The sequence below is a fragment of the Streptomyces sp. NPDC053069 genome (assembly GCF_044546895.1).
GTDB lineage: Bacteria > Actinomycetota > Actinomycetes > Streptomycetales > Streptomycetaceae > Streptomyces.
In genome coordinates, this window is sequence record NZ_JBITZN010000008.1 from 81,430 (window position 1) to 105,553 (window position 24,124).

Genomic DNA, 24,124 nt, shown 5'->3' on the forward strand with positions numbered 1-24,124 from the left:
GCATGACGGACCGTAAGACCGAACTCGCCGGAAATCTGGCGAAAGTGGAGGAGCGCATCACCGCCGCGTGTGTGGCGGCGGGGCGCGAGCGGGAGGAGGTGACCCTGATCGTGGTCACCAAGACCTACCCGGCGAGCGATGTGCGGATCCTGTCGGAACTCGGTGTGCGTCATGTCGCCGAGAACCGTGACCAGGACGCGGCCCCGAAGGCCGCCGCGTGCGCGGATCTGCCACTGAAATGGCACTTTGTCGGTCAATTGCAGACCAACAAGGTTCGTTCGGTAGTCGGTTATGCCGATGTCGTGCAGTCCGTCGACCGCGCCCGGCTCGTCACCGCGCTGTCGAAGGAGGCGGTGCGGGCGGAGCGCGAGGTCGGCTGCCTGATCCAGGTCGCGCTGGACGCGGGCGTGAGCGGCCGCGGCGAGCGCGGAGGCGTGTCCCCGGCCGGAATCGAAGAGTTGGCCGACCTCGTCGGCGAGGCGCCCGGGCTGCGGCTCGACGGACTGATGACCGTCGCTCCGCTCACCGGGGAGTACGCGGGACGCGAACAGGAGGCGTTTCAGCGGCTCATGGATTTGTCGACTGACCTGCGCCGAACCCATCCGGCTGCAACCATGGTGTCAGCAGGGATGAGTGCGGACCTCGAACAGGCCGTGGCCGCCGGAGCGACACATGTGCGCGTCGGCACTGCGGTACTCGGAGTCCGCCCCAGGCTCGGGTAACGTCGCCAGGAAGTCGGACCACAGCAGAAAATATGGTCAATGCCTGTGAAGGCGGGCACAACGACCACGTGGATCGCAGGCACTTGGCAGTCGTCAGCCGATCCACCACAGAGCGGAGGACTCAGAGCATGGCCGGCGCGATGCGCAAGATGGCGGTCTACCTCGGCCTCGTGGAGGACGATGGGTACGACGGCCGCGGATTCGACCCCGACGACGACTTCGAACCCGAGTTGGACCCGGAGCCCGAGCGGGACCACCGACGGCATGAATCGTCACACTCGTCGCACAGCGCACATCAGCCCCAAAGGGATGAAGAGGTGCGAATCGTGCAACCGCCCGCGCCGCGTGAGCCGGTGGCCCGTTCGACGGCGCTCGCCGCGGAAACCGGACGCCCCGCGCGGATCGCGCCCGTGGCATCCATCACACAAGAACGTCAGTCCCTCGAGAAGAACGCACCGGTGATCATGCCCAAGGTTGTGTCCGAGCGAGAGCCTTACCGGATCACCACGCTTCACCCCCGGACCTACAACGAAGCCCGTACCATCGGGGAACACTTCCGTGAGGGCACGCCGGTGATCATGAATTTGACTGAGATGGACGACACAGACGCGAAGCGACTTGTCGACTTTGCGGCCGGTTTGGTGTTTGGTCTTCACGGCAGCATCGAGCGGGTGACGCAGAAGGTGTTCCTGTTGTCTCCTGCTAACGTCGATGTCACGGCGGAGGACAAGGCCCGCATCGCAGAGGGCGGGTTCTTCAACCAGAGCTGAGACGCAACAACCGGATCGAGGCTCGGAAGAGCATGGAACAGGGGAGAGGGAAGCGCAGGCCATGAGCGTGTTCGTCACGGTGGTCCACACCGCGCTGCTGGTGTTCCTCGCCGTGCTCATCTTCCGGCTGGTCATGGATTACGTGTTCCAGTTCGCCCGCTCGTGGCAACCCGGCAAGGCGATGGTGGTCGTACTGGAGGCCACCTACACTGTCACCGATCCACCGCTGAAGCTTCTGCGGCGGTTCATTCCGCCGCTGCGTCTCGGGGGCGTGGCGCTCGACCTGTCCTTCTTCGTACTGATGATCATCGTCTACATCCTCCTCTCGATCACGGGGAACTTCGTGGGATGAGGATGGACGATACGGTCTTGCCGACTGCCGATGACTACGTTGAGGTGAAGAGATGCCGTTGACCCCCGAGGACGTGCGGAACAAGCAGTTCACGACCGTCCGCCTCCGAGAAGGCTATGACGAGGACGAGGTCGATGCCTTCCTCGACGAGGTCGAAGCCGAACTGACCCGTCTGCTCCGCGAGAACGAGGACCTGCGCGCCAAGCTGGCCGCGGCGACCCGTGCGGCCGCGCAGAACCAGCAGAACATGCGCAAGGGCCCGCCGGAGCAGGACCAGCAGCAGCATCCTCAGCAGCAGGGCATGCGAGGTCCCGGCGCGCCGGTGCCCGCCGGCATATCGGGCCCGCCGCAGCAGCAGATGGGTGGCCCCATGGGTGGTCCGCCCCAGCTGCCGAGCGGTGCCCCGCAGCTGCCCGCCGGTCCCGGCGGCCAGGGCGGTCCGCAGGGTCCCGGCCCGATGGGTCAGGGTCCGATGGGCCAGGGCCCGATGGGCGGTCAGCCGCCCATGCAGCAGCAGATGGGCGGTCCGATGGGCGGCCCCATGGGCGGTCCGATGGGCGGCCCCGGTCAGGGCCCCGGTGGCGACAGCGCCGCCCGTGTCCTCTCGCTGGCCCAGCAGACCGCCGACCAGGCGATCGCCGAGGCCCGCTCCGAGGCCAACAAGATCGTCGGCGAGGCCCGCAGCCGCGCCGAGGGTCTGGAGCGTGACGCCCGTGCCAAGGCCGACGCCCTGGAGCGGGACGCGCAGGAGAAGCACCGTGTCGCGATGGGCTCCCTGGAGTCCGCCCGCGCCACGCTGGAGCGCAAGGTCGAGGACCTGCGCGGCTTCGAACGCGAGTACCGCACGCGCCTGAAGTCGTACCTGGAGTCCCAGCTGCGCCAGCTGGAGACCCAGGCCGACGACTCGCTGGCCCCGCCGCGTACCCCGGCCACCGCGTCCCTGCCGCCGTCCCCGGCGCCCTCCATGGCTCCGGCCGGCGCGAGCGCCCCGTCGTACGGCGGCAACCAGACGATGGGCGGCAACCCCGCTCCGTCCGCCCCGTCCTACGGCGGCCAGCAGCAGATGACCCCGGCCATGACCCAGCCCATGGCCCCGGTCCGCCCGCAGGGCCCGTCCCCGATGGGCCAGGCACCCTCGCCGATGCGCGGGTTCCTGATCGACGAGGACGACAACTGAGCACCGGGCACTAGTACGACAACGGCGTCGGCAGCGCTCAATAGGGCGGGCCCCTTGGACTTCGGTCCTGGGGGCCCGCCCTTTTTACGCGGGTTGCGTTACTCGCATGTGTGAGAAGGGCCCGGCCTCCTCAATGGAGCCGGGCCCTTCTCACACCGCTCGGCGCTTACGCCTTGCGCAGCCGGAACGTGAGGGACAGCCCCTCGTCGGTGAACGGCTCGCCGAAGCTGCCGTCGCCCTCACCCTGCTGGAAGTCGGTCGACAAGACCTCCTCGGCGATCAGTTCCGCGTGCTCGGCCAGCGCAGCGACCACCGCAGGGTCGGTCGATGCCCAGCGCAGTGCGATCCGGTCGGCCACATCCAAACCGCTGTTCTTGCGGGCCTCCTGGATCAGCCGGATCGCGTCACGGGCCAGCCCCGCCTGCCGCAGCTCCTCCGTGATCTCCAGGTCCAGCGCGACCGTGGCCCCGGAGTCGGAGGCCACCGACCAGCCCTCACGCGGGGTTTCCGTGATGATCACCTCGTCCGGAGCGAGGGTGACCGTCTCACCGTCGACCTCCACCGAGGCCGTGCCCTCACGCAGGGCGAGGGACAGCGCGGCGGCATCGGCACCGGCGATGGCCTTGGCCACCTCCTGCACCCGCTTGCCGAACCGCTTGCCCAGCGCCCGGAAGTTGGCCTTGGCGGTCGTGTCCACGAGGCTGCCGCCGACCTCGGACAGCGACGCCAGCGAGGAGACGTTCAGCTCCTCGGTGATCTGCGTGTGCAGCTCCGGGTCCAGGGACTCGAAGCCGGTCGCCGCGATCAGCGCGCGCGACAGCGGCTGACGCGTCTTGACGCCCGACTCCGCGCGCGTGGCCCGGCCCAGCTCCACCAGCCGGCGGACCAGGACCATCTGCCGGGACAGCTCCGGGTCGATCGCCGACAGGTCGGCCTCCGGCCAGGAGGCCAGGTGCACGGACTCCGGCGCGCCCGGGGTCACCGGCACGACCAGGTCCTGCCACACCCGCTCGGTGATGAACGGGGTGATCGGCGCCATCAGCTTCGTGACCGTCTCCAGCACCTCGTGCAGCGTGCGCAGCGCGGCCTTGTCGCCCTGCCAGAAGCGGCGCCGCGAACGGCGGACGTACCAGTTCGACAGGTCGTCGACGAACGCGGACAGCAGCTTGCCGGCGCGCTGGGTGTCGTACGCCTCCAGCGCCTGGGTCACCTGGTCGGTGAGCGCGTGCAGCTCCGACAGCAGCCAGCGGTCCAGGAGTGGCCGGTCGGCCGGCGCCGGGTCGGCCGCCGACGGCGCCCAGTTCGACGTACGGGCGTACAGCGCCTGGAAGGCGACCGTGTTCCAGTACGTCAGCAGCGTCTTGCGGACGACCTCCTGGATGGTGCCGTGGCCGACCCGTCGGGCCGCCCACGGGGAGCCGCCGGCCGCCATGAACCAGCGGACCGCGTCCGCGCCGTGCTGGTCCATGAGCGGGATCGGCTGCAGGATGTTGCCCAGGTGCTTGGACATCTTGCGGCCGTCCTCGGCGAGGATGTGACCGAGGCAGACCACGTTCTCGTACGACGACTTGTCGAAGACGAGCGTGCCGACGGCCATCAGCGTGTAGAACCACCCGCGGGTCTGGTCGATCGCCTCGGAGATGAACTGCGCCGGGTAGCGGCTCTCGAACAGCTCCTTGTTCTTGTACGGGTAGCCCCACTGCGCGAACGGCATGGAACCCGAGTCGTACCAGGCGTCGATGACCTCCGGCACGCGCGTGGCCGTCTTGCCGCAGCCGTCGTGGCGGCAGGCGAAGGTGACCTCGTCGATGAAGGGGCGGTGCGGGTCCAGGCCCGACTGGTCCGTGCCGGTCAGCTCGGTCAGCTCCGCGCGGGAGCCGACGCAGGTGAGGTGGTCGTCCTCGCAGCGCCAGATCGGCAGCGGGGTGCCCCAGTAGCGGTTGCGGGACAGCGCCCAGTCGATGTTGTTGTTCAGCCAGTCGCCGAAACGGCCGTGCTTGACCGTTGCCGGGAACCAGTTGGTCCTCTCGTTCTCCTGGATGAGGCGGTCCTTGATCGCCGTCGTGCGGATGTACCAGGAGGGCTGCGCGTAGTAGAGCAGCGCGGTGTGGCAGCGCCAGCAGTGCGGGTAGCTGTGCTCGTACGGCAGGTGCTTGAAGAGGAGGTCGCGCTGCTGAAGGTCCTCGGTGAGCTTTTCGTCCGCCTTCTTGAAGAAGACGCCGCCGACCAGCGGGACGTCCTCCTCGAAGGTGCCGTCCGGCCGGACCGGGTTCACGACCGGCAGGCCGTAGGAGCGGCAGACCTTGAGGTCGTCCTCACCGAAGGCGGGGGACTGGTGGACCAGACCCGTGCCGTCCTCGGTGGTGACGTAGTCGGCGTTCACCACGAAGTGGGCGGGCTCGGGGAACTCCACCAGCTCGAACGGACGCTGGTACGTCCAGCGCTCCATCTCGGCGCCGGTGAAGGTCTGCCCCGTGCTCTCCCAGCCCTCGCCGAGCGCCTTGCCCACGAGCGGCTCGGCGACGACGAGCTTCTCCTCGCCGTTGGTCGCGACGACGTAGGTGACCTCAGGGTGCGCGGCGACCGCCGTGTTGGACACCAGGGTCCAGGGGGTCGTCGTCCACACCAGGAGCGCGGCCTGGCCGGCGAGCGGACCGGAGGTGATCGGGAAACGGACGTACACGGACGGGTCCACGACCGTCTCGTAGCCCTGCGCCAGCTCGTGGTCGGACAGGCCGGTGCCGCAGCGCGGGCACCAGGGGGCGACGCGGTGGTCCTGGACCAGCAGGCCCTTGGTGAAGATCTCCTTCAGCGACCACCAGACGGACTCGATGTACTCGGGGGCCATCGTGACGTACGCGTCGTTGAGGTCGACCCAGTAGCCCATCCGGGTCGTGAGCGCTTCGAAGGCGTCGGTGTGGCGGAGCACGGACTCGCGGCACTTGGCGTTGAACTCGGCGATGCCGTACGCCTCGATGTCCTGCTTGCCGCTGAAGCCGAGCTCCTTCTCGACCGTCAGCTCCACCGGGAGGCCGTGGCAGTCCCAGCCGGCCTTCCGGGCCACGTGGTAGCCGCGCATGGTGCGGAAGCGGGGGAAGACGTCCTTGAAGACGCGCGCCTCGATGTGGTGGGCGCCGGGCATGCCGTTGGCGGTGGGCGGGCCTTCGTAGAACACCCATTCCGGGCGGCCCTCGGACTGCTCCAGGCTCTTGGCGAAGATCTTCTGGTCGCGCCAGAAGTCGAGCACGGCGTGCTCAAGAGCGGGCAGGTCGACCTGTGCGGGCACCTGGCGGTACGTCGGCGCTGTCATCTGCGAGCATCCTCCAACGGACTTGCTGCCTTCCGTCGGAGGGACGAGAGCCTTCGATCCTGCCTACGCCGTGTGCGGCGCGCTCCCGCGGTACCACCCTCCTTGGCCCTCCGTCGCGCCGTACGCGCCGGTGAGCCCCCTCATTGGGGTCGCGAAGCCGGTTCTACTCGCGCTCGCCTTGCGGCTGTGGCTTTCTTCCGGCGGCTCCGGGGTGATCTTCACGTCGCGCTCGCCCCCGGGCTCACACCGTCCCCGGATCGCTCTCGGCTGCGTACGCCGCTACTCGTCCCCATCCACGCTTTTCGCTCCGCCCAGTGTACGGCGCCGCGCGGACAGCGGCCGACCGGATTTCCGTGCGGTGCCGCGGCGGGCGGTGCGAGGGGCCGGGGTGACCCGAATGGCGAGGGGGCGTGCGCTCGGGTCCGGCGAGGCCCGGCTCCGGCGGATTACCCGGCGGGGAGCTGGGCACAACGGATGCAGGCCCGCTGCGCGGGGGGTGCGGGCGGGCGAATCGGGCGGTGTGCCCCGTTGCCGCGGGACTCAAGTCGATTTATCGTCCCAGCACGATTCGCGAGCAAGATCACAATATGTGAAGGGGCCGCGGCCATGGTGGCGAAAAAGACCGCCGTACAGCAGCCGGCGACCGGCCGGCGCAGGGGCGCGGCTGCCTCCGGTGCGGCTGCCTCCGGCGGTGAGGCCAAGGGAGTGGCCGGGAAGAAGGGGGCGACCGGGGGGAAGGGGTCCGGGGGAAAGGACACGGGGGGAGCGGGCGCAGAACGGGCCGCCACGAAGGCGGCGGTGAAAGGGACGGCTGCCAGGGCGACGGCCGCCGCCCGGAAAACGGCCGCAAAGAAGACCACGGCGAAGCAGACGGCCACCAAGGAGAGGGCTGCCGAGAGGACGGGCGCCGCGGAGAGGGCAGCAAAGAAGACGGCCGCCGAGAGGACGGCCGCCGAGAGGACGGGCGCCAAGCGGACGGCTGCCGAGAAGACCGCAGCCAAGAAGACCGCAGCCAAGAAGATCGCCGCCAAGAAGTCCGGGGCGGAGGCGACGGTCGGCAAGAAGGTGCTGGTCAAGGAAGCGGCCGTCGAGAAGGGGGCCGGAGGGAAGGCGGCTGCGGCTGCCAGGAAGGCGGTCGTCGGCGAGGCGGTGGCGGACAGGGCAGCGGTTCCGAAGAAGCAGGTGTCCAAGAAGCAGGTGTCCATGAAGGCCGTCGGGGAGAAGACCGCGGCGAAGGGGGTGGCGGAGGCGGAGGAGACGGCCGTCAGGAAGCCGGCGGCGAAGAAGGCCGGCGGCACGAAGACGGCCGCCGAGGGCGTCTCCACGGAGGCGGCCCACACGAGCAGGGCCAAGAAAGCGGGCGCGGCGCGGGCCGCGAAGCAGACGGGAGCCACGACAGTGGTTGCGAAGAAGACTCCTGGCACGGCCACGGCGGAGACCGCCGTTCCCAAGGCGCGGGTCGCCGCGGCGGAGCCCGGCGAACTGGCGGTGCGCCCCGGCGAGGAACCCTGGACCCCGGAAGAGGTCGCGAAGGCCCGTGCCGAGCTGCTGTCCGAGGTGGAGCGGTTGCAGAACGAGATCAGCTCCTCCGAGGCGTCCCTGGCGGGCCTGATGCGGGACTCCGGCGACGGCGCGGGAGACGACCAGGCCGACACCGGTACGAAGAACATCACGCGCGAGCACGAGCTGGCGCTGGCCGCCAACGCGCGCGAGATGCTGATCCAGAACCAGCACGCCCTGGAACGGCTGGACGCGGGCACCTACGGCCTGTGCGAGAACTGCGGCAAGCCCATCGGCAAGGCCCGGATGCAGGCCTTTCCGCGGGCCACGCTGTGCGTGGAGTGCAAACAGAAGCAGGAACGCCGCTCCTGAGCGCGCCGGGCCGTGCCGTAGTCTCGTCCTCAGTCAGGCACCTAGGTTGAGGGACTCACGTGGCAGAGGCGGAGCGCATCATCGGTACGCCGGACACCCCGGACGGCAGCGGCGAGCGGACGGCGGCGGCCGGGGCGGACGAGCAGCAGGTCCCGGCCCCGGTACGGGACCGCCGCGGGCGCCGGATCGCCCTGCTCTTCGCGGTGGCCGCGTTCGCGTACGCGCTCGACCTGATCAGCAAGACGCTCGTGGTCGCCAAGCTGGAAGGGCACGAGCCGATCAAACTGATCGGGAACTGGCTGGAGCTGAACGCCATCCGCAACCCGGGCGCGGCCTTCGGCTTCGGCGCGGCTTTCACGATCATCTTCACCCTGATCGCCGCGGCCGTGATCGTGGTGATCATCCGCCTGGCCCGCAAGCTCTACAGCTACCCCTGGGCCATCGCGCTCGGCCTGCTGCTCGGCGGTGCCCTCGGCAACCTCACCGACCGGATCTTCCGGTCGCCCGGGGTCTTCGAGGGCAAGGTCGTGGACTTCATCGCTCCCAAGGGCTTCGCCGTGTTCAACCTGGCGGACTCGGCGATCGTGTGCGGCGGCATCCTGATCGTGCTGCTGTCCTTCCGCGGCCTGGACCCGGACGGCACGGTCCACAAGGACTGAGGGCCGCCCTCCCGCGCAGGAGTTGTCCACAGGCGCGTTCGGGGCGGTCCGGCCCGTCCGGCATACTCGACGGGTGAGCACGATTCCCGAGATCCGTACCCTGCCCGTGCCCGACGGCCTGGAGGGCGAGCGCGTCGACGCCGCCATCTCCCGCATGTTCGGCTTCTCCCGCACGAAGGCGGCGGAGCTGGCCGCGGCCGGCAAGGTCCAGGTCGACGGCGCGGTGGTCGGCAAGTCCGAGCGGGTGCGCGGCGGCGCCTGGCTGGAGGTCGAGATGCCGCAGGCGCCCGCGCCGGTGCAGGTGGTCGCCGAGCCGGTCGAGGGCATGGAGATCGTGCACGACGACGAGGACGTGGTCGTGATCGTCAAGCCGGTGGGCGTGGCCGCGCACCCGTCGCCGGGCTGGAGCGGCCCCACCGTCATCGGCGGTCTCGCCGCCGCCGGGTACCGGATCTCCACCTCCGGCGCCGCCGAGCGCCAGGGCATCGTGCACCGTCTGGACGTCGGCACCTCGGGCCTGATGGCGGTCGCCAAGTCGGAGCGGGCGTACACCTCGCTCAAGCGCCAGTTCAAGGAGCGCACGGTCGACAAGCGCTACCACACCCTCGTCCAGGGCCACCCGGACCCGACGAGCGGCACGATCGACGCGCCGATCGGCCGCCACCCGAACCACGACTACAAGTGGGCGGTCACGGCCGACGGCAAGCCCTCCGTGACGCACTACGACCTGATCGAGGCGTTCCGCGCCGCCTCGCTGCTGGACGTGAAGCTGGAGACCGGACGCACCCACCAGATCCGCGTCCACATGGCCGCCCACCGCCACCCCTGCGTCGGTGACCTGACCTACGGCGCCGACCCCACCCTCGCCAAGCGGCTGCGCCTGACCCGCCAGTGGCTGCATGCGGTGCGCCTCGGCTTCGAACACCCCGGGGACGGCCAGTGGGTGGAGTTCGCGAGCGACTACCCCGAGGACCTGCAGAAGGCCCTCGACCAGGTCCGCGAGGACACCTACGCGTGAGCGCGCCGTACACCGTCCGGATCGCCGAGGACCCCGCCGACCGCGAGGCGTGCTTCGCGGTCCGCGAGCAGGTCTTCGTCGTCGAGCAGGGCGTCGCCGAGGACATCGAGTACGACGCCCATGACGCGGTCGCGGTGCACGTCCTGGCGGTCCGTGAGGACGGTGTGCCGCTCGGCACCGGACGGCTGCTGCACGGCGAGGCCGCCGCGGCGAAGACGGGCGGTGACGCGTCGGTGGGCTCCCTGGGGCGGCTCGCCGTCTCCCGCGAGGCCCGCGGGCTCGGTGTCGGCGCAGCGCTGGTGCGGGCGATCGAGGACGCGGCACGCGCGCGTGGCCTCACCGCGGTGGACCTGCACGCGCAGACACACGCCCTGGGCTTCTACGAACGCCTCGGCTATGCGGCGTACGGCCCGGAGTTCCCGGACGCCGGCATTCCGCACCGGGCGATGCGCCGCGCCCTGTAGGCGTCCGCCGCGTCGTCGGGGGGCCTGCGTCCCCGGCGGCCGGATGGCAGGCTTGAAGCCTGCCGTGTGATCGTCGACTCCCGGAGTGCCGGCCGTGGATCAGTTGGCCCTGTTGTTCGTACTGCTGCTCGGGGCCCTGGTGAGCGTCCCGGTGGGGGACCGGTTCGGGGTGCCGGCGCCGGTGCTGATGACGCTGTTCGGCGGGGTCCTCGCGGTGGCCGACTTCGTGCCCGACGTGGACATCCCGCCGGACCTGATCCTGCCCGGGCTGCTGCCGCCGCTGCTCTATGCCGCCGTACGGCGTACCTCCTGGCGCCAGTTCGCGGCCAACATCCGGCCGATCTTCCTGCTGGCCGTCGCCCTGGTGTTCGTGACGACGGTGTGCGTGGCGTTCGTCGCCAACGCGATCGTGCCGGGGCTGCCGATCGCCGCCGCCGTCGCGCTCGGCGCGCTGATCGCCCCGCCCGACCCGGTCGCCGCGACCAGCGTCGCCGGACGGCTCGGGCTGCCGCGCCGCCTGGTGTCGATCCTGGAGGGCGAGGGACTCTTCAACGACGTCACGGCCATCGTGCTGTACCACGTGGCGATCGCCGCGGCCGTGAGCGGCTCGTTCTCACCGTGGCGGGCCGGCCTGGACCTCGTGCTGTCCGCCGTCGTCGCGGTGGCCGTGGGCCTGGTGCTCGGCTGGGGCGCGAACCGGCTCATGGACCTGCTGGGCGATCCGACCCTGCAGATCGGCATGACCCTGCTGGTGCCCTACGCCTCCTACGTGCTCGCGGAGAAGCTGCGCGGCTCGGGGGTGCTGGCGGTGCTCACCACGGCGCTCTTCCTCGCCGAGTACGCCACCGACGCCGACGACGTGATGACCCGGCTGGCCGGGCACACCTTCTGGGACATCATCGACACCCTCGTCACGGGCGTCGCCTTCGGGCTGATCGGCCTGGAACTGCACAACGCCATCCGCACGGCCCAGGGGAGGTGGGGCGAGATGCTCGGCTGGGCCGCCGCCGTCGTGGGCGTGGTGATCGTCGTACGGCTGCTGTGGCTGCTGCCGGCGACCTGGCTGACCAAGCGGCTGCACGCGCGGCGGGACTACGACGAGGAGATCCCGGTGAGCCGGCGGGAGACCGTCGTGATGTGGTGGTCCGGGATGCGCGGGGTGGCCTCGGTGGCGCTGGCGCTGGCCGTCCCGCTGAAGACCGCTGACGGATCCCGGTTCCCCGACCGGGACGAGATCGTCTTCATCGCCTTCGGTGTGATCATCGTCACACTGGTCTTGCAGGGGCTCACGCTGCCGTCGCTGGTGAGGTGGCTCGGCGTGCGGGCCGACTCCGAACGGGAGAAGGAGTTCGAGAAGGAGCTGGCGGTGCGGGCGGCCAAGGCGGCCAAGCGCCGGCTGCGGGAGATCGAGCAGGTGGAGGACCTGCCCGAGGACCTGTCCGAGCAGATGCTGCGGCGCGCCTTCGACATCGGGATCCGGATCAGTCCCGACATGGGGGAGGAGGAGCGCAGGGAGGCGCAGCACCAGCGGGCCCGGCGGCTGAAGCGAGTGCGGCACATCCAGAACGAGATGCTGAGCGCGGCCCGGCACGAGGTGCTGGCGGCGCGCAGCGAGCCGGGGGCGGATCCGGAGATCGTGGACCGGGTGCTCAGGCATCTGGACGTGCGGAGTCTGCGGTGACAGTGACCATGTGTCATATGAGCATGCCGGGCCATGTCACAGGTCGTCCAGGTCAACGGCCGTGCCGGACGCGGCCGTCGAAGGCTCCGGCGTCAGCTGCGGCGGGTGCGCGGGAGGTCGTGGTCCTTGCGGAGTGAGGCGCCGTCGCAGGACGGGAGGCGTTGCGGCGGGAGCACCGCCTCGGAGGTGTTGACGCGGGGAAGCGCGTAAGCGTGCTCGGCCATCAGCCAGGTGATCATCTGCTCGCGGACCGTGACCCGCACCGTCCAGATGTCGTCGGCGTCCTTCGCGGTCACCAGCGCGCGCACCTGGATGGTGGTGGGTGTGCTGTCCGTCACCACCAGGCCGTAGGCGCGGCCGTCCCAGGCCGGGCACTGGCGCAGGATGTCGCGCAGCTTCTCGCGCATCGCCTCGACGGGCGCGCTGTGGTCGAGGTGCCAGTAGACGATGCCCGTCATCTGCGGGGTCCCCCGCGACCAGTTCTCGAAGGGTTTGGAGGTGAAGTACGACACCGGCATGGTGATCCGCCGCTCGTCCCAGGTCCGTACCGTCAGAAAGGTCAGCGTGATCTCCTCCACCGTGCCCCATTCGCCGTCCACGACGACCGTGTCGCCGATACGCACCATGTCACCGAAGGCGATCTGCAGCCCGGCGAACATATTGGACAGGGTCGACTGGGCGGCGACGCCGGCCACGATGCCGAGAATGCCCGCCGAGGCCAGCAGGGAGGCGCCGGCCGCGCGCATCGCGGGGAACGTCAGCAGCATCGCGGCGATCGCCACGACGATCACGATCGCGGACACCACCCGCATGATCAGCTCCACCTGCGTGCGCACCCTGCGCACCCGGGCCGGGTCCCGGTGGGCGCGGGCATAGCGGCTGTAGGTGGTCTCGACGACCGCCGCCGCGATCCGGATCACCAGCCAGGCGGCTGAGCCGATCAGCACCAGCGTCAGCGTCCTGCCGATTCCGGCCTGGTGCCGCTCCAGCAGCTTCGCCTGGTCGTACGACCCTCGCAGCAGGGCGGCGCACAGCACGAGCTGGTAGGGGACGCGGCCACGGCGCAGCAGCCCCCACAGAGGGGTGTCGTGGTCGCGCGCGTCGGCCTTGCACAGCAGCCGGTCGGTGGCCCAGCCGACGGCCAGGGTGATCAGCACCGAGCCGCCGATCACGATCACAGGGCGGAGCAGGTTTTCCATGCCTCCGCTTCTAACCGGCGCTCGGCGGCCATGAACATGTGAGTTCGGCGTGTTCCTGGGTACGGCGGCTCAGGCGCTGCCGCACCGGCTGGCACCATGGCCTCATGAACATCATGCTTTTTCACTCGACCTACGGCCTCAGGCCCGCGGTGCGCGACGCCGCGGACCGGCTGCGCACGGCGGGCCACGAGGTGTGGACGCCCGACCTCTTCGAGGGGCGCACGTTCGGCACCGTCGAGGAGGGCATGGAGTTCAACGAGCGGATCGGCAAGGAGGAGCTGCTGAAGCGGGCCGTGCTGGCGGCGGCGCCGTACTCGGAGCGAGGACTGGTGTACGCCGGGTTCTCGCTCGGCGCCTCCATCGCCCAGACCCTCGCCCTCGGCGACGACAAGGCGCGCGGGCTGCTGCTCCTGCACGGCACGTCGGACATCGCGCCGACCGCGCACGTGGACGGGCTGCCGGTGCAGCTGCATGTGGCCGAGCCGGACCCGTTCGAGACGGACGACTGGCTGAGCGCCTGGTATCTGCAGATGGGCCGGACCGGAGCCGATGTGGAGGTCTACCGGTACGCCGGCGCCGGGCACCTCTACACCGACCCCGGGCTGCCGGACTACGACGCCGAGGCCGCCGAGGCCACCTGGCGGGTGGCGCTCGGCTTCCTCGACAGCCTGCAGTCGGCGTAGCCCGCGGCTACACCGGGTCGTAGGTCCGCTCGACCTTCTGGGTGCCGCTGCGGGTGCGGTAGGAGCGCACCCACTTGGAGGTGGCGTTCGCGTCGGTGCGGTCGGACAGGACGTAGTAGTCCATCTGCGCGCGGTCGGTGGTGATGTCCAGCACGCCGTAGCCGTGCCGGTCGGTGTCCACCCAGTGGACGTGCCGGTTGGCGGCCTCGATGACCGGTGCGGCGAGCGCGGAGACCGTGCCCTCGGGGACCTTGACGATGTCGTCGAGGTTGTCGGAGGTCACCGACGTGATGACGAACTCGGTGGCCGCCGACGGCGACAGCGGATAGGTGCCCGCGTCCACCGGCACGTCGTTGGCCCAGGACATGTGGATGTCGCCGGTCAGGAAGACGGTGTTGCCGATGGCGTTCGCGCGCAGGTGGTCGAGGAGTTCACGGCGGTCGTGGGTGTAGCCGTCCCACTGGTCGGTGTTGACGCCGATGCCGTCCTGCGGCAGGCCGAGCAGCTTGGCGAGCGGCTTGAACAGGTCGGCGGTGAGGGAGCCGATGACGAACGGCGCGATCATCACGGAGTTGCCGACCAGCCGCCACCTGGTGTCGGAGGCCTTCAACCCGGCCTTCAGCCAGTCCAGTTGGGCCCGGCCGGTGATCGTCCGGTTCGGGTCGTCCACCGAGCCGCTGGCGGTGGACGCCTGCTGGGAGCGGAAGGAGCGCAGGTCCAGCAGCGAGAGATCGGCGAGCTTGCCGAAGCGCAGCCGGCGATAGGTGGTTCCCTCGATCGCGGTGCGGACCGGCATCCACTCGAAGTAGGCCTGCTTGGCGGCCGCCTTGCGGGCGGTCCAGGTGCCCTCGGCGCCCTCGGTGTGGTTGACGGCGCCGCCCGACCAGGCGTTGTCGGCGAATTCGTGGTCGTCCCAGATGGCGATGACCGGCGCCTTCAGGTGCAGGGCCTGCAGATCGGGATCGGTCTTGTACGTGGCGTGCCGGACACGGTAGTCGGCGAGCGTGATGATCTCGTTCGCGGGCGCGTGCGGGCGGACGACCCTGCCGCGCGCCGCGTACTCGCCGGACTTGTACTCGTAGATGTAGTCGCCGAGGTGCAGCCAGGCGTCCAGGTCGCTGCGGGCCGCGAGATGGCGGTAGGCGGCGAAGTAGCCGCCCTCCCAGTTGGCGCAGCTGACCACCCCGAAGCGCAGCCCGGACACGTTCGCATCCGCCGCGGGCGCGGTGCGGGTACGGGCCGGCGGGGAGTCGGTGGCGCCGGCCGAGAACCGGAACCAGTAGTCGGTGGCCGGTTCCAGACCGCGGACGTCGGCCTTCACGGTGTGGTCGGAGGCGGCGGTCGCGGTGACGGAGCCCTTGGCGACGATGCTGGTGAACGCCTTGTCCTTGGCGACGACCCAGTTCACCTCGGTGTCCGGACCGACGCCCGAGCCGGGCGTGGCCTCCGGGGTCGGGGTCACCCGGGTCCACAGCAGGACGCCGTCGGGCAGCGGGTCACCGGAGGCGACACCGTGCAGGAAGGCGGGGGCCTGGTCGGCGGCGCGCGCCGGAAGGGCGGCGGCGAGCGGGCCGGCCAGCACAGCGGTCGCCGCCGCGGCCTTGACGACCGTACGGCGGCGAGGAGAGAGGGAGTTGAGGCCCTTGGACGCCTCGGATGCTCTGTATCGACTGGTCACGACCGATCAGGTTACTGATCGGTATGGGCAAGAGCGGGCGAACTTCGAAAGTTCGCCCGCTCTTCACGTGAACGGCGGTTTCCGACGAGCCGTCAGCCCTTGAGGGCCGCGTCGAGAGCCTTGTTGAAGTCGGCCGGGTTCGACGGCGCGTTCTGGCCGTCGGGGCCCGTCAGCTTCTTGCCGTCCATCTTCAGGGTGGGGGTGCCCCGGATCCCGTCCTTGTCGAAGATCTTCGACTCCTCCAGCGCCCACCGGTCGTAGGTGCCGTCCTTCACGGCCTTCTGGAACGCCGCGTTGCCCTTCAGGGCGGGGACGGTGTCGGCGATCTGGATCAGATAGGCGTCGTCCTTGAACTTGTCGTCGGTCTCGTTGGGGTGCCACTTCGCCGAGTACATCGCGGCCTTGTACTCCAGGAACGCCTCAGGGCTGACGTTGAGCGCGGCACCGAGGGCGCTGAGCGCGTTCTTGGAGCCCACACCGGGCAGGTTGTTGTCGAGGAAGGTCGCACCGACGAAGTGGAGCTTGAACTTGCCCTCGTCGATGTCCTTCTTCACCGTCGGGCCGACGCTCTGCTCGAACTCCGAGCAGACCGGGCACCGCGGGTCCTCGTAGATGGTGAGGGTCTTCTTGGCGGTGCTCTTGCCGATGACGACGGTCGTGCCGTCCGCGCCCGTGGTGTTGGCCGGCTTCACGAGCTTCTTGGTCTTCGCGGCGTCCCACCCGGTGGGCTTGGTCGCCTGGACGATGGCGTAGCCGATGCCGCCGGCCGCGGCCAGCACGGCCACGACCGAGGCGGCCACGATGATCTGCCGCTTGGCCTTGTCCCGCTTGGCCTGCCGCTCGCGCTCCTGGCGCAGCCGCTCCCGGGCCGCCGTCTTCGCCGTCTGGCTGTTCCGCTTGCTCATGTTGGTGATCTCCATGTGGGACGCGCACATGTCGTACGCGGGATACGTGTGGGGGACTGGTCGTGCTCAGGTGCTGCCGCTCACAGGGCGGCAGCGGGCGAGCACGGCGGTCCACGCCGTCCCAGGGAGTGCACGAGCAGCCGGTCGCGGGCGGCGGCCCGGCGCGGGGCCGGGCGCGGCAGCCGGCGGACCGGGGTCAGCCGGACGGTGACCGCGGCCACCGCGAGCAGCAGCGGCCGGAAGGTGGTGGCGGCGACCGCGCGCAGCAGCTGGACCAGCGCCCGCTCGCCCCGGCGCAGCCAGGCGGCGGCGAGCAGGCCCACGCCGATGTGCGCGGCGAGCAGCAGCCAGGCGGCCGCCGGACTGGCGTGCGCCAGCAGTGCGTCGGGGCGGCCCGGGGCCCCGGTCACCCGGGCCAGCGGGCTGCCGACGGCACCGCCCTCGCACAGCACCTTGAAGCCGAAAGCGTGCAGCGGGCCGGCGACCGGGCCGCCCGCCCTGCCGTAACAGGTGTGCTGGCCGGTGGTGAACACCGTGTCGGCGGCCAGTTCCAGCGGGATCAGCAGGGCCGCGATCCGGCCGAAGCCGCGCTCGCGGCCCGCCAGCGCGTACGCGGTGACGAACACGCCGGCACAGACCGCCAGCACGGTCGCCACCGGCAGCGGGGCCCCCGACAGCAGCACGTGCGACGCGGTGCTGAGCGTCACGACGACAGCCGTGAACAGCGCCGCGCGCACGGCTCTGAGCTGGGTCCCGGATATGTCCATGGTGAAAGCAGAGTCTGTCACGTACGCGGTTAAGAGACCCCTAAAGGGTGCCTGTGAGCGCGCGAAGGTTACAGCCCCGGAATCCGGCCGTTGCGGAACAGGTCGACGAAGATCTGGTGGTCGGCACGCGCGCGTGCGCCGTAGCCGTGCGCGAAGTCCACCAGCAGGGGCGCGAAGCCCTCCTCGTCGGCCGCGAGCGCCGCGTCGATGGCCCGCTCGGTGGAGAACGGCACCAGGGACTCGCCGGACTGGTCGTCCGCCGCCGCGTGCATGGTGGCGGTGGCCCGGCCCAGGTCGGCGACGACGGCCGCGATCTCCTCGGGGTCGTCGATGTCGCCCCAGTCCAGGTCGACGGCGTACGGCGAGACCTCGGCGACCAGCTGGCCCGCGCCGTCCAGCTCGGTCCAGCCCAGCCACGGGTCGGCGTGCGCCTGCAGGGCGCGCTGGGAGATCACCGTGCGGTGACCCTCGTGCTGGAAGTAGCCGGCGATCGCCGGGTCCGTGATGTGCCGGGAGACGGCCGGGGTCTGGGCCTGCTTGATGTAGATCACGACGTCGTTCTCCAGGGCGTCGCTGTGACCCTCCAGGAGGATGTTGTACGACGGCAGGCCGGCCGAGCCGATGCCGATGCCGCGGCGGCCGACGACGTCCTTCACGCGGTACGAGTCGGGGCGGGCCAGGGAGGAGTCCGGCAGGGTCTCCAGGTAGCCGTCGAAGGCGGCGAGGACCTTGTAGCGGGTGGCGGCGTCCAGCTCGATGGAGCCGCCGCCCGGCGCGAAGCGGCGCTCGAAGTCGCGGATCTCGGTCATCGAGTCCAGCAGCTCGAAGCGGGTGAGCGAGCGGGCGGCACGCAGCGCGCCCAGCAGCGGGCCCTCAGCGGTGTCCAGGGTGAACGGCGGCACCTCGTCGCTCTTGGCGCCCGTGGCGAGGGCGTGGATGCGCTCGCGGTAGGCCGCCGCGTAGACCGACACCAGCTCGGTGATCTGCTCGTCACTGAGCGCCTTCGCGTACCCGATGAGCGCGATCGAGGCGGAGAAGCGCTTCAGGTCCCAGGTGAACGGGCCGACGTAGGCCTCGTCGAAGTCGTTGACGTTGAAGACCAGGCGGCCGTTCGAGTCCATGTACGTGCCGAAGTTCTCCGCGTGCAGATCGCCGTGGATCCACACCCGCGAGGTGCGGTCGTCCAGGTACGGCCCGCCGCGCTTGTCCGCGTCCAGGTCGTGGTAGAAGAGGCACGCCGTGCCCCGGTAGAACGCGAAGGCCGAGGCCGCCATCTTCCGGAACTTCACCCGGAACGCGGCCGGGTCGGCGGCCAGGAGCCGGCCGAAGGCGGTGTCGAAGACGGCGAGGATCTCCTCGCCGCGCTGCTCGTCGCTGAGCTGGGGGACCGACATCGCGAGATGCCTCCTGGTACGGGAGTGGTGCATGAATGTGCATGAATGGGTACGACGGCGCTTCCGCCGTCTCCAACGGGCGACGCCGCGCGGGAGTGCCCGGTTCCCGCATGAAGGTACGCGGATGAGGCCCGCGAGTGTCAGTGCCGGGGCATAGACTTCGACGCTGACCCCAGAACCGTCCGCCAACCCGTCGCCCCGTGTTTCCGTTGGAGGCCATACCGTGTCAAAGCCGCCGTTCACGCACCTGCACGTCCACACCCAGTACTCGCTGCTGGACGGTGCCGCGCGGCTCAAGGACATGTTCAACGCCTGCAACGAGATGGGCATGACGCACATCGCCATGTCCGACCACGGCAACCTCCACGGGGCGTACGACTTCTTCCACACCGCGAAGAAGGCCGGAATCACCCCGATCATCGGGATCGAGGCGTATGTCGCCCCCGAGTCCCGGCGCAACAAGCGCAAGATCCTCTGGGGCCAGCCGCACCAGAAGCGGGACGACGTCTCCGGTTCCGGTGGTTACACCCACAAGACGATGTGGGCCGTGAACAAGACGGGTCTGCACAACCTCTTCCGCCTCTCCTCGGACGCCTACGCCGAGGGCTGGCTGCAGAAGTGGCCCCGGATGGACAAGGAGACCATCGCCCAGTGGTCCGAGGGCATCGTCGCCTCCACCGGCTGCCCCTCGGGCGAGGTGCAGACCCGGCTGCGCCTCGGCCACTTCGACGAGGCCCTCAAGGCCGCCGCCGAGTACCAGGACATCTTCGGCAAGGACAAGTACTTCCTGGAGCTGATGGACCACGGCATCGAGATCGAGCGCCGGGTCCGTGACGGCCTGCTGGAGATCGGCAAGAAGCTCGGCATCCCCCCGCTGGTCACCAACGACTCGCACTACACCTACGCGCACGAGGCGGGCGCCCACGACGCCCTGCTGTGCATCCAGACCGGCAAGAACCTCTCCGACCCGGACCGCTTCAAGTTCGACGGCACCGGCTACTACCTGAAGTCCACGGACGAGATGTACGCCATCGACTCCTCGGACGCCTGGCAGGAGGGCTGCGCCAACACGCTCCTCGTCGCCGAGATGGTCGACACCACCGGCATGTTCGAGAAGCGCGACCTCATGCCCAAGTTCGACATCCCCGAGGGCTACACCGAGGTCACCTGGTTCAAGGAGGAGGTCCGCCGCGGCATGGAGCGCCGCTACCCCGGCGGCATCCCCGAGGACCGCCAGAAGCAGGCCGACTACGAGATGGACACCATCATCTCGATGGGCTTCCCCGGCTACTTCCTCGTCGTCGCCGACTTCATCATGTGGGCCAAGAAGCAGGGCATCGCGGTCGGCCCCGGCCGAGGTTCCGCCGCAGGCTCGATCGTCGCCTACGCCATGGGCATCACCGACCTCGACCCGATCCCGCACGGCCTGATCTTCGAGCGGTTCCTCAACCCCGAGCGCATCTCGATGCCCGATGTCGACATCGACTTCGACGAGCGCCGGCGCGTCGAGGTGATCCGGTACGTGACCGAGAAGTACGGCGCCGACAAGGTCGCCATGATCGGCACCTACGGCACCATCAAGGCCAAGAACGCCATCAAGGACTCCGCGCGCGTGCTGGGCTACCCGTACGCGATGGGTGACCGCATCACCAAGGCCATGCCCGCCGACGTCCTCGGCAAGGGCATCCCGCTGTCCGGCATCACCGACCCCAGCCACCCCCGCTACTCGGAGGCCGGCGAGGTCCGCGGGATGTACGAGAACGAGCCGGACGTGAAGAAGGTCATCGACACCGCGCGCGGTGTGGAGGGCCTGGTCCGGCAGATGGGTGTGCACGCCGCCGGCGTGATCATGTCCAGCGAGACCATCACCGAGCACGTCCCGGTCTGGGTGAGGCACACCGACGGTGTGACCATCACCCAGTGGGACTACCCGAGCTGTGAGTCGCTCGGCCTGCTGAAGATGGACTTCCTGGGCCTGCGCAACCTCACGATCATGGACGACGCGGTCAAGATGGTGAAGGCCAACAAGGGCCTCGACATCGACCTGCTGTCCCTGCCGCTGGACGACCCCACGACCTTCGAGCTGCTCCAGCGCGGCGACACCCTCGGCGTCTTCCAGTTCGACGGCGGCCCCATGCGGTCCCTGCTGCGGCTGATGAAGCCCGACAACTTCGAAGACATCTCCGCCGTGTCGGCCCTGTACCGGCCGGGCCCGATGGGCATGAACTCCCACACGAACTACGCCCTCCGGAAGAACGGGCAGCAGGAGATCACGCCGATCCACCCGGAGCTGGAGGAGCCGCTCAAGGAGGTCCTGGACGTCACCTACGGCCTGATCGTCTACCAGGAGCAGGTGCAGAAGGCCGCCCAGATCATCGCGGGCTACTCGCTCGGCGAGGCCGACATCCTCCGCCGCGTCATGGGCAAGAAGAAGCCGGAGGAACTGGAGAAGAACTTCGTCATCTTCCAGGCCGGCGCCCGCAAGAACGGCTACAGCGACGAGGCCATCCAGGCCCTGTGGGACGTGCTGGTCCCCTTCGCCGGCTACGCCTTCAACAAGGCGCACTCCGCCGCGTACGGCCTGGTCTCGTACTGGACCGCCTACCTCAAGGCGAACCACCCCGCCGAGTACATGGCCGCGCTCCTGACGTCCGTCAAGGACGACAAGGACAAGTCCGCGGTCTACCTCAACGAGTGCCGCCGCATGGGCATCCGGGTGCTCCCGCCGAACGTCAACGAGTCCGAGGCGAACTTCGCCGCCCAGGGCGACGACGTGATCCTCTTCGGCCTGTCCGCCGTCCGCAACGTCGGCACCAACGTCGTCGAGTCGATCATCAAGTGCCGCAAGGCCAAGGGGAAGTACGTCTCCTTCCCCGACTACCTCGACAAGGTCGAGGCGGTGGTCTGCAACAAGCGCACCACCGAATCGCTGATCAAGGCCGGCGCCTTCGACGAGATGGGCCACACCCGCAAGGGTCTGATGGCGCAGTACGAGCCGATGATCGACAACGTGGTCGCGGTCAAGCGCAAGGAGGCCGAGGGGCAGTTCGACCTCTTCGGCGGCATGGGCGAGGACACCGGCAGCGAACCCGGCTTCGGACTCGACGTGGAGTTCTCCCCCGACGAGTGGGACAAGACCTACCTGCTCGCCCAGGAGCGGGAGATGCTCGGTCTGTACGTCTCCGACCACCCGCTCTTCGGTCTGGAACACGTCCTCGCCGACAAGGCCGACGCGGGCATCGCCCAGCTCACCGGCGGCGAGCACGGGGACGGCGCGGTCGTCACCATCGGCGGCATCATCTCGGGCCTGCAGCGCAAGATGACCAAGCAGGGCAACGCCTGGGCGATCGCCACCGTCGAGGACCTCGCCGGCTCCATCGAGTGCATGTTCTTCCCGGCGACCTACCAGCTGGTGTCGACCCAACTCGTCGAGGACGCGGTCGTGTTCGTCAAGGGCCGCCTCGACAAGCGCGAGGACGTGCCGCGGCTCGTCGCCATGGAGCTGATGGTCCCGGACCTGTCCAACGCGGGCACCAACGCACCGGTGATCCTCACCATCCCGGCCGTGAAGGTCACTCCGCCCATGGTCAGCCGGCTCGGCGAGATCCTCAGCCACCACAAGGGCGACAGCGAGGTCCGCATCAAGCTCCAGGGCCCGCGCAAGACCACCGTGCTGCGCCTGGACCGGCACCGGGTCAAGCCCGACCCGGCACTGTTCGGCGACCTGAAGGTGCTGCTCGGCCCGTCCTGCCTGGCGGGCTGAGCCGATGACGTGTGAAGGGGCGCACCCTGCGCGGGTGCGCCCCTTCACTGTGCCTGGGCTTCAACTGCCCTTTAGTTGTGGCCGAAGCTCTTCTGCTTCTTGCGAGGAACATCCGCGGAGCTGCCCTGGATGTGCGCCACCGGAGACTCGTGGGCCTCCTGCGACCGCTGCCCGTGCTCGTGAGCCTGCTCGGCCTGCGGAGCGCGGTTCTGCGGGCCACCCTGCTTGCGGTTCTTGTTCTTGGCCATGGTGATCTGCCTCCTGTGGGGGATCTAGGGGCCAGGGCCGGGACCAGATTCACATACGCTGACATCAGGCGCATGTCGGATAATTACCCTCTGTAACAGGGGTGGTGGGGCGGCGGGATTCCGCAAACGCCACGCCGAAGATCGAGTTCGGGCCGTTAACCTCCGCGCGGTCGGGCAGACTCGAAGGAAGTCCGAAGCAAAACCTCCCGGGAAGAGGGTGAGTCGCGTGGACCGCTGCATCGTCCTGGTGGACGCCGGGTACCTGCTGGGAGCCGCCGCCAGCCTCCTCGCCGGTGAGCCCTCGCGGTCCCGGATCGCCGTCGATCACACCGCGCTGATCCAGGCCCTGCGTGAACGCGCCGAGTCGGAGACCGAGCGCCCGCTGCTGCGCATCTACTGGTTCGACGGCGCCCCCGACCGTGTCCCCCAACCGGAGCATCGCCGGCTGCGCGTGATGCCCCGTGTCACCGTCCGCCTCGGCGCCCTCACCCGCAGCGACGGACGCTGGGCGCAGAAGGGCGTGGACGCCGCCATGCACGCCGAGCTGACCGAGCTGGCCCGCAACCGCGCCTGCTCCGACATCGTCCTCGTCACCGGCGACGGCGATCTGCTGCCCGGCATGATGGCCGCCAAGGAACACGGCGTCGCCGTTCACCTGTGGGCCGTACAGGCCGCCGACGGCGACTACAACCAGTCCGAGGACCTGGTGGCCGAGGCCGACGAGCGGCGCGTCCTGGACCGCGCCTGGATCACCCAGGCCGTCCGCGCCAAGGAACTGACCAGCGTCTGCGCGCCGCCGCCCGCGCCCCGGCCCGAGATCGCCGCGATCCTCTCCGCGCCCCTGCCCGAGTCGGCGCTCTCGGCCGCGGCCGAGCGGTCGGCCGAGCAGGGGGCGCCCCCGCCGGCCGCCGCCGCGGCGGGGAACGGCACCCAGGAGCGGGCCGCCGCCTCCAAGGGCGTACCGACGCCGAAGGACCTGGCCGCGCTGCGCGCCCCCGGCAGCCAGCCCGTCCAGCACCCCGCGACCGCGACCCTGCGCTGGTCCTCCGACAAGGGGTGGGTGGACCGGCCGGGCGGGGTCGCCGAGCCGCCCGATGTCGCCTCCATGCCGACCCTCGCCCAGCTCACCACGGCCGAGCAGCGGTGGGCCGACCGTGAGGAGGACATCACCACCGTCGGCGGTGACCCGTACGAGGTGGGGCAGGTCTTCGCGCGCCGCTGGATGTCCCGGCTCGGCGACCAGGGTCATCTGCAGAAGCTGTCGCAGATGTATCCGCGCATCCCGCACCGCATCGACGGGGAGCTGCTGCGGTACGCCGCGCGGTTCGGGCTGCTCGCCCACAAGGACGACCAGATCGACGAGCACGACCGCTACGCCATTCGGGCGGGGTTCTGGCGGGAGATCGACGTTCCGGCTGCGGCGGAGAGCATGGCGGGGGAGTGAGCCGAGCGCGTTGCGGCG

The 24,124-nt window shown here is 69.9% G+C and carries 19 protein-coding genes; 12 read left to right on the forward strand and 7 right to left on the reverse strand.

The genetic code is table 11. The features are described from left to right. Positions 1 to 2 precede the first annotated feature (2 nt). From ACIGXP_RS19950 to ACIGXP_RS19965, 4 genes are all read left to right on the forward strand, one after another. Positions 3 to 722, forward strand: coding sequence for a YggS family pyridoxal phosphate-dependent enzyme (locus ACIGXP_RS19950; protein WP_363218715.1), 720 nt, complete (start codon positions 3 to 5; stop codon positions 720 to 722). A gap of 128 nt (positions 723 to 850) precedes the next feature. Next, positions 851 to 1,492: a cell division protein SepF gene (locus ACIGXP_RS19955; protein WP_351247086.1), complete on the forward strand. Its 642-nt coding sequence runs from the start codon at positions 851 to 853 to the stop codon at positions 1,490 to 1,492. A gap of 61 nt (positions 1,493 to 1,553) precedes the next feature. Beyond that, positions 1,554 to 1,844 carry a YggT family protein gene (locus ACIGXP_RS19960; protein WP_363218714.1) on the forward strand — a complete coding sequence of 97 codons (291 nt, stop codon included), beginning with the start codon at positions 1,554 to 1,556 and terminating at the stop codon, positions 1,842 to 1,844. Between the two features lie 52 nt (positions 1,845 to 1,896). Beyond that, positions 1,897 to 3,021 (forward strand): DivIVA domain-containing protein, encoded by a 1,125-nt coding sequence (locus tag ACIGXP_RS19965; protein ID WP_399770003.1) that lies wholly within the window; start codon positions 1,897 to 1,899, stop codon positions 3,019 to 3,021. A 166-nt stretch (positions 3,022 to 3,187) separates the two neighbouring features. On the opposite strand, the gene ileS is transcribed toward ACIGXP_RS19965, so the two are convergent. Continuing rightward, positions 3,188 to 6,331 carry an isoleucine--tRNA ligase gene (gene ileS, locus ACIGXP_RS19970; protein WP_399770006.1) on the reverse strand — a complete coding sequence of 1,048 codons (3,144 nt, stop codon included), beginning with the start codon at positions 6,329 to 6,331 and terminating at the stop codon, positions 3,188 to 3,190. A 606-nt stretch (positions 6,332 to 6,937) separates the two neighbouring features. On the opposite strand from ileS, the gene ACIGXP_RS19975 reads away from it, so the two are divergent. From ACIGXP_RS19975 to ACIGXP_RS19995, 5 genes are all read left to right on the forward strand, one after another. Further along, positions 6,938 to 8,203 (forward strand): TraR/DksA C4-type zinc finger protein, encoded by a 1,266-nt coding sequence (locus ACIGXP_RS19975; protein WP_399770008.1) that lies wholly within the window; start codon positions 6,938 to 6,940, stop codon positions 8,201 to 8,203. A gap of 59 nt (positions 8,204 to 8,262) precedes the next feature. Beyond that, on the forward strand, positions 8,263 to 8,862 hold the full coding sequence (lspA, locus tag ACIGXP_RS19980; RefSeq protein WP_363218710.1) for a signal peptidase II: 600 nt from the start codon (positions 8,263 to 8,265) through the stop codon (positions 8,860 to 8,862). Between the two features lie 73 nt (positions 8,863 to 8,935). Next, positions 8,936 to 9,880: an RluA family pseudouridine synthase gene (locus ACIGXP_RS19985; protein ID WP_363218709.1), complete on the forward strand. Its 945-nt coding sequence runs from the start codon at positions 8,936 to 8,938 to the stop codon at positions 9,878 to 9,880. Further along, entirely contained in the window at positions 9,877 to 10,344 is a 468-nt protein-coding gene (locus tag ACIGXP_RS19990) for a GNAT family N-acetyltransferase (protein ID WP_399770011.1), read from the forward strand. The genes ACIGXP_RS19985 and ACIGXP_RS19990 overlap by 4 nt, the downstream gene beginning before the upstream one ends. A gap of 94 nt (positions 10,345 to 10,438) precedes the next feature. Beyond that, positions 10,439 to 12,025, forward strand: a complete 1,587-nt coding sequence (locus tag ACIGXP_RS19995; RefSeq protein ID WP_363219623.1) for a Na+/H+ antiporter — start codon at positions 10,439 to 10,441, stop codon at positions 12,023 to 12,025. A 92-nt stretch (positions 12,026 to 12,117) separates the two neighbouring features. On the opposite strand, the gene ACIGXP_RS20000 is transcribed toward ACIGXP_RS19995, so the two are convergent. After that, the gene (locus ACIGXP_RS20000; protein ID WP_399770013.1) at positions 12,118 to 13,224 is read right to left on the reverse strand and encodes a mechanosensitive ion channel family protein; all 1,107 of its coding nucleotides are present in this window, start codon (positions 13,222 to 13,224) and stop codon (positions 12,118 to 12,120) included. 104 nt (positions 13,225 to 13,328) lie between these two features. Here ACIGXP_RS20000 and ACIGXP_RS20005 point away from each other — a divergent pair, with 104 nt between their 5' ends. Then, positions 13,329 to 13,907 carry a dienelactone hydrolase family protein gene (locus ACIGXP_RS20005; RefSeq protein ID WP_363219621.1) on the forward strand — a complete coding sequence of 193 codons (579 nt, stop codon included), beginning with the start codon at positions 13,329 to 13,331 and terminating at the stop codon, positions 13,905 to 13,907. Positions 13,908 to 13,914: 7 nt separating this feature from the next. Here the strand turns inward: ACIGXP_RS20005 and ACIGXP_RS20010 are convergent, their stop codons facing one another. The 4 genes from ACIGXP_RS20010 to ACIGXP_RS20025 form a co-directional block, all read right to left on the reverse strand. Continuing rightward, positions 13,915 to 15,585: an alkaline phosphatase D family protein gene (locus tag ACIGXP_RS20010; RefSeq protein ID WP_399770016.1), complete on the reverse strand. Its 1,671-nt coding sequence runs from the start codon at positions 15,583 to 15,585 to the stop codon at positions 13,915 to 13,917. Between the two features lie 92 nt (positions 15,586 to 15,677). Further along, complete coding sequence (locus ACIGXP_RS20015) at positions 15,678 to 16,490, reverse strand: DsbA family protein (protein ID WP_363219619.1); 813 nt, start codon at positions 16,488 to 16,490, stop codon at positions 15,678 to 15,680. Positions 16,491 to 16,570: 80 nt separating this feature from the next. Next, a complete protein-coding gene (locus tag ACIGXP_RS20020; RefSeq protein ID WP_363219618.1) occupies positions 16,571 to 17,257 on the reverse strand; it encodes a hypothetical protein in 687 nt (228 codons plus the stop codon). Between the two features lie 68 nt (positions 17,258 to 17,325). After that, positions 17,326 to 18,651, reverse strand: coding sequence for a DUF2252 domain-containing protein (locus ACIGXP_RS20025; protein ID WP_363219617.1), 1,326 nt, complete (start codon positions 18,649 to 18,651; stop codon positions 17,326 to 17,328). A 223-nt stretch (positions 18,652 to 18,874) separates the two neighbouring features. On the opposite strand from ACIGXP_RS20025, the gene dnaE reads away from it, so the two are divergent. After that, positions 18,875 to 22,414, forward strand: a complete 3,540-nt coding sequence (gene dnaE, locus ACIGXP_RS20030) for a DNA polymerase III subunit alpha (protein WP_363219616.1) — start codon at positions 18,875 to 18,877, stop codon at positions 22,412 to 22,414. Between the two features lie 71 nt (positions 22,415 to 22,485). Here the strand turns inward: dnaE and ACIGXP_RS20035 are convergent, their stop codons facing one another. Beyond that, entirely contained in the window at positions 22,486 to 22,662 is a 177-nt protein-coding gene (locus ACIGXP_RS20035) for a hypothetical protein (RefSeq protein WP_363219615.1), read from the reverse strand. A 226-nt stretch (positions 22,663 to 22,888) separates the two neighbouring features. Here ACIGXP_RS20035 and ACIGXP_RS20040 point away from each other — a divergent pair, with 226 nt between their 5' ends. Then, positions 22,889 to 24,106 (forward strand): NYN domain-containing protein, encoded by a 1,218-nt coding sequence (locus tag ACIGXP_RS20040; RefSeq protein ID WP_399770019.1) that lies wholly within the window; start codon positions 22,889 to 22,891, stop codon positions 24,104 to 24,106. Positions 24,107 to 24,124 lie beyond the last annotated feature (18 nt).

What these genes read in the sequence shown, in the direction of transcription:
- ACIGXP_RS20025 (WP_363219617.1), bottom strand. Translation starts at nt 18,651, where the DNA reads ATGTCGGTCCCCCAGCTCAGCGACGAGCAGCGCGGCGAGGAGATCCTC.
- ileS (WP_399770006.1), bottom strand. Translation starts at nt 6,331, where the DNA reads ATGACAGCGCCGACGTACCGCCAGGTGCCCGCACAGGTCGACCTGCCC.
- ACIGXP_RS20005 (WP_363219621.1), top strand. Translation starts at nt 13,329, where the DNA reads ATGAACATCATGCTTTTTCACTCGACCTACGGCCTCAGGCCCGCGGTG.
- ACIGXP_RS19955 (WP_351247086.1), top strand. Translation starts at nt 851, where the DNA reads ATGGCCGGCGCGATGCGCAAGATGGCGGTCTACCTCGGCCTCGTGGAG.
- ACIGXP_RS19950 (WP_363218715.1), top strand. Translation starts at nt 3, where the DNA reads ATGACGGACCGTAAGACCGAACTCGCCGGAAATCTGGCGAAAGTGGAG.
- ACIGXP_RS19975 (WP_399770008.1), top strand. Translation starts at nt 6,938, where the DNA reads ATGGTGGCGAAAAAGACCGCCGTACAGCAGCCGGCGACCGGCCGGCGC.
- ACIGXP_RS20035 (WP_363219615.1), bottom strand. Translation starts at nt 22,662, where the DNA reads ATGGCCAAGAACAAGAACCGCAAGCAGGGTGGCCCGCAGAACCGCGCT.
- ACIGXP_RS20000 (WP_399770013.1), bottom strand. Translation starts at nt 13,224, where the DNA reads ATGGAAAACCTGCTCCGCCCTGTGATCGTGATCGGCGGCTCGGTGCTG.
- ACIGXP_RS19965 (WP_399770003.1), top strand. Translation starts at nt 1,897, where the DNA reads ATGCCGTTGACCCCCGAGGACGTGCGGAACAAGCAGTTCACGACCGTC.
- ACIGXP_RS20015 (WP_363219619.1), bottom strand. Translation starts at nt 16,490, where the DNA reads ATGAGCAAGCGGAACAGCCAGACGGCGAAGACGGCGGCCCGGGAGCGG.
- ACIGXP_RS19960 (WP_363218714.1), top strand. Translation starts at nt 1,554, where the DNA reads ATGAGCGTGTTCGTCACGGTGGTCCACACCGCGCTGCTGGTGTTCCTC.
- ACIGXP_RS20020 (WP_363219618.1), bottom strand. Translation starts at nt 17,257, where the DNA reads ATGGACATATCCGGGACCCAGCTCAGAGCCGTGCGCGCGGCGCTGTTC.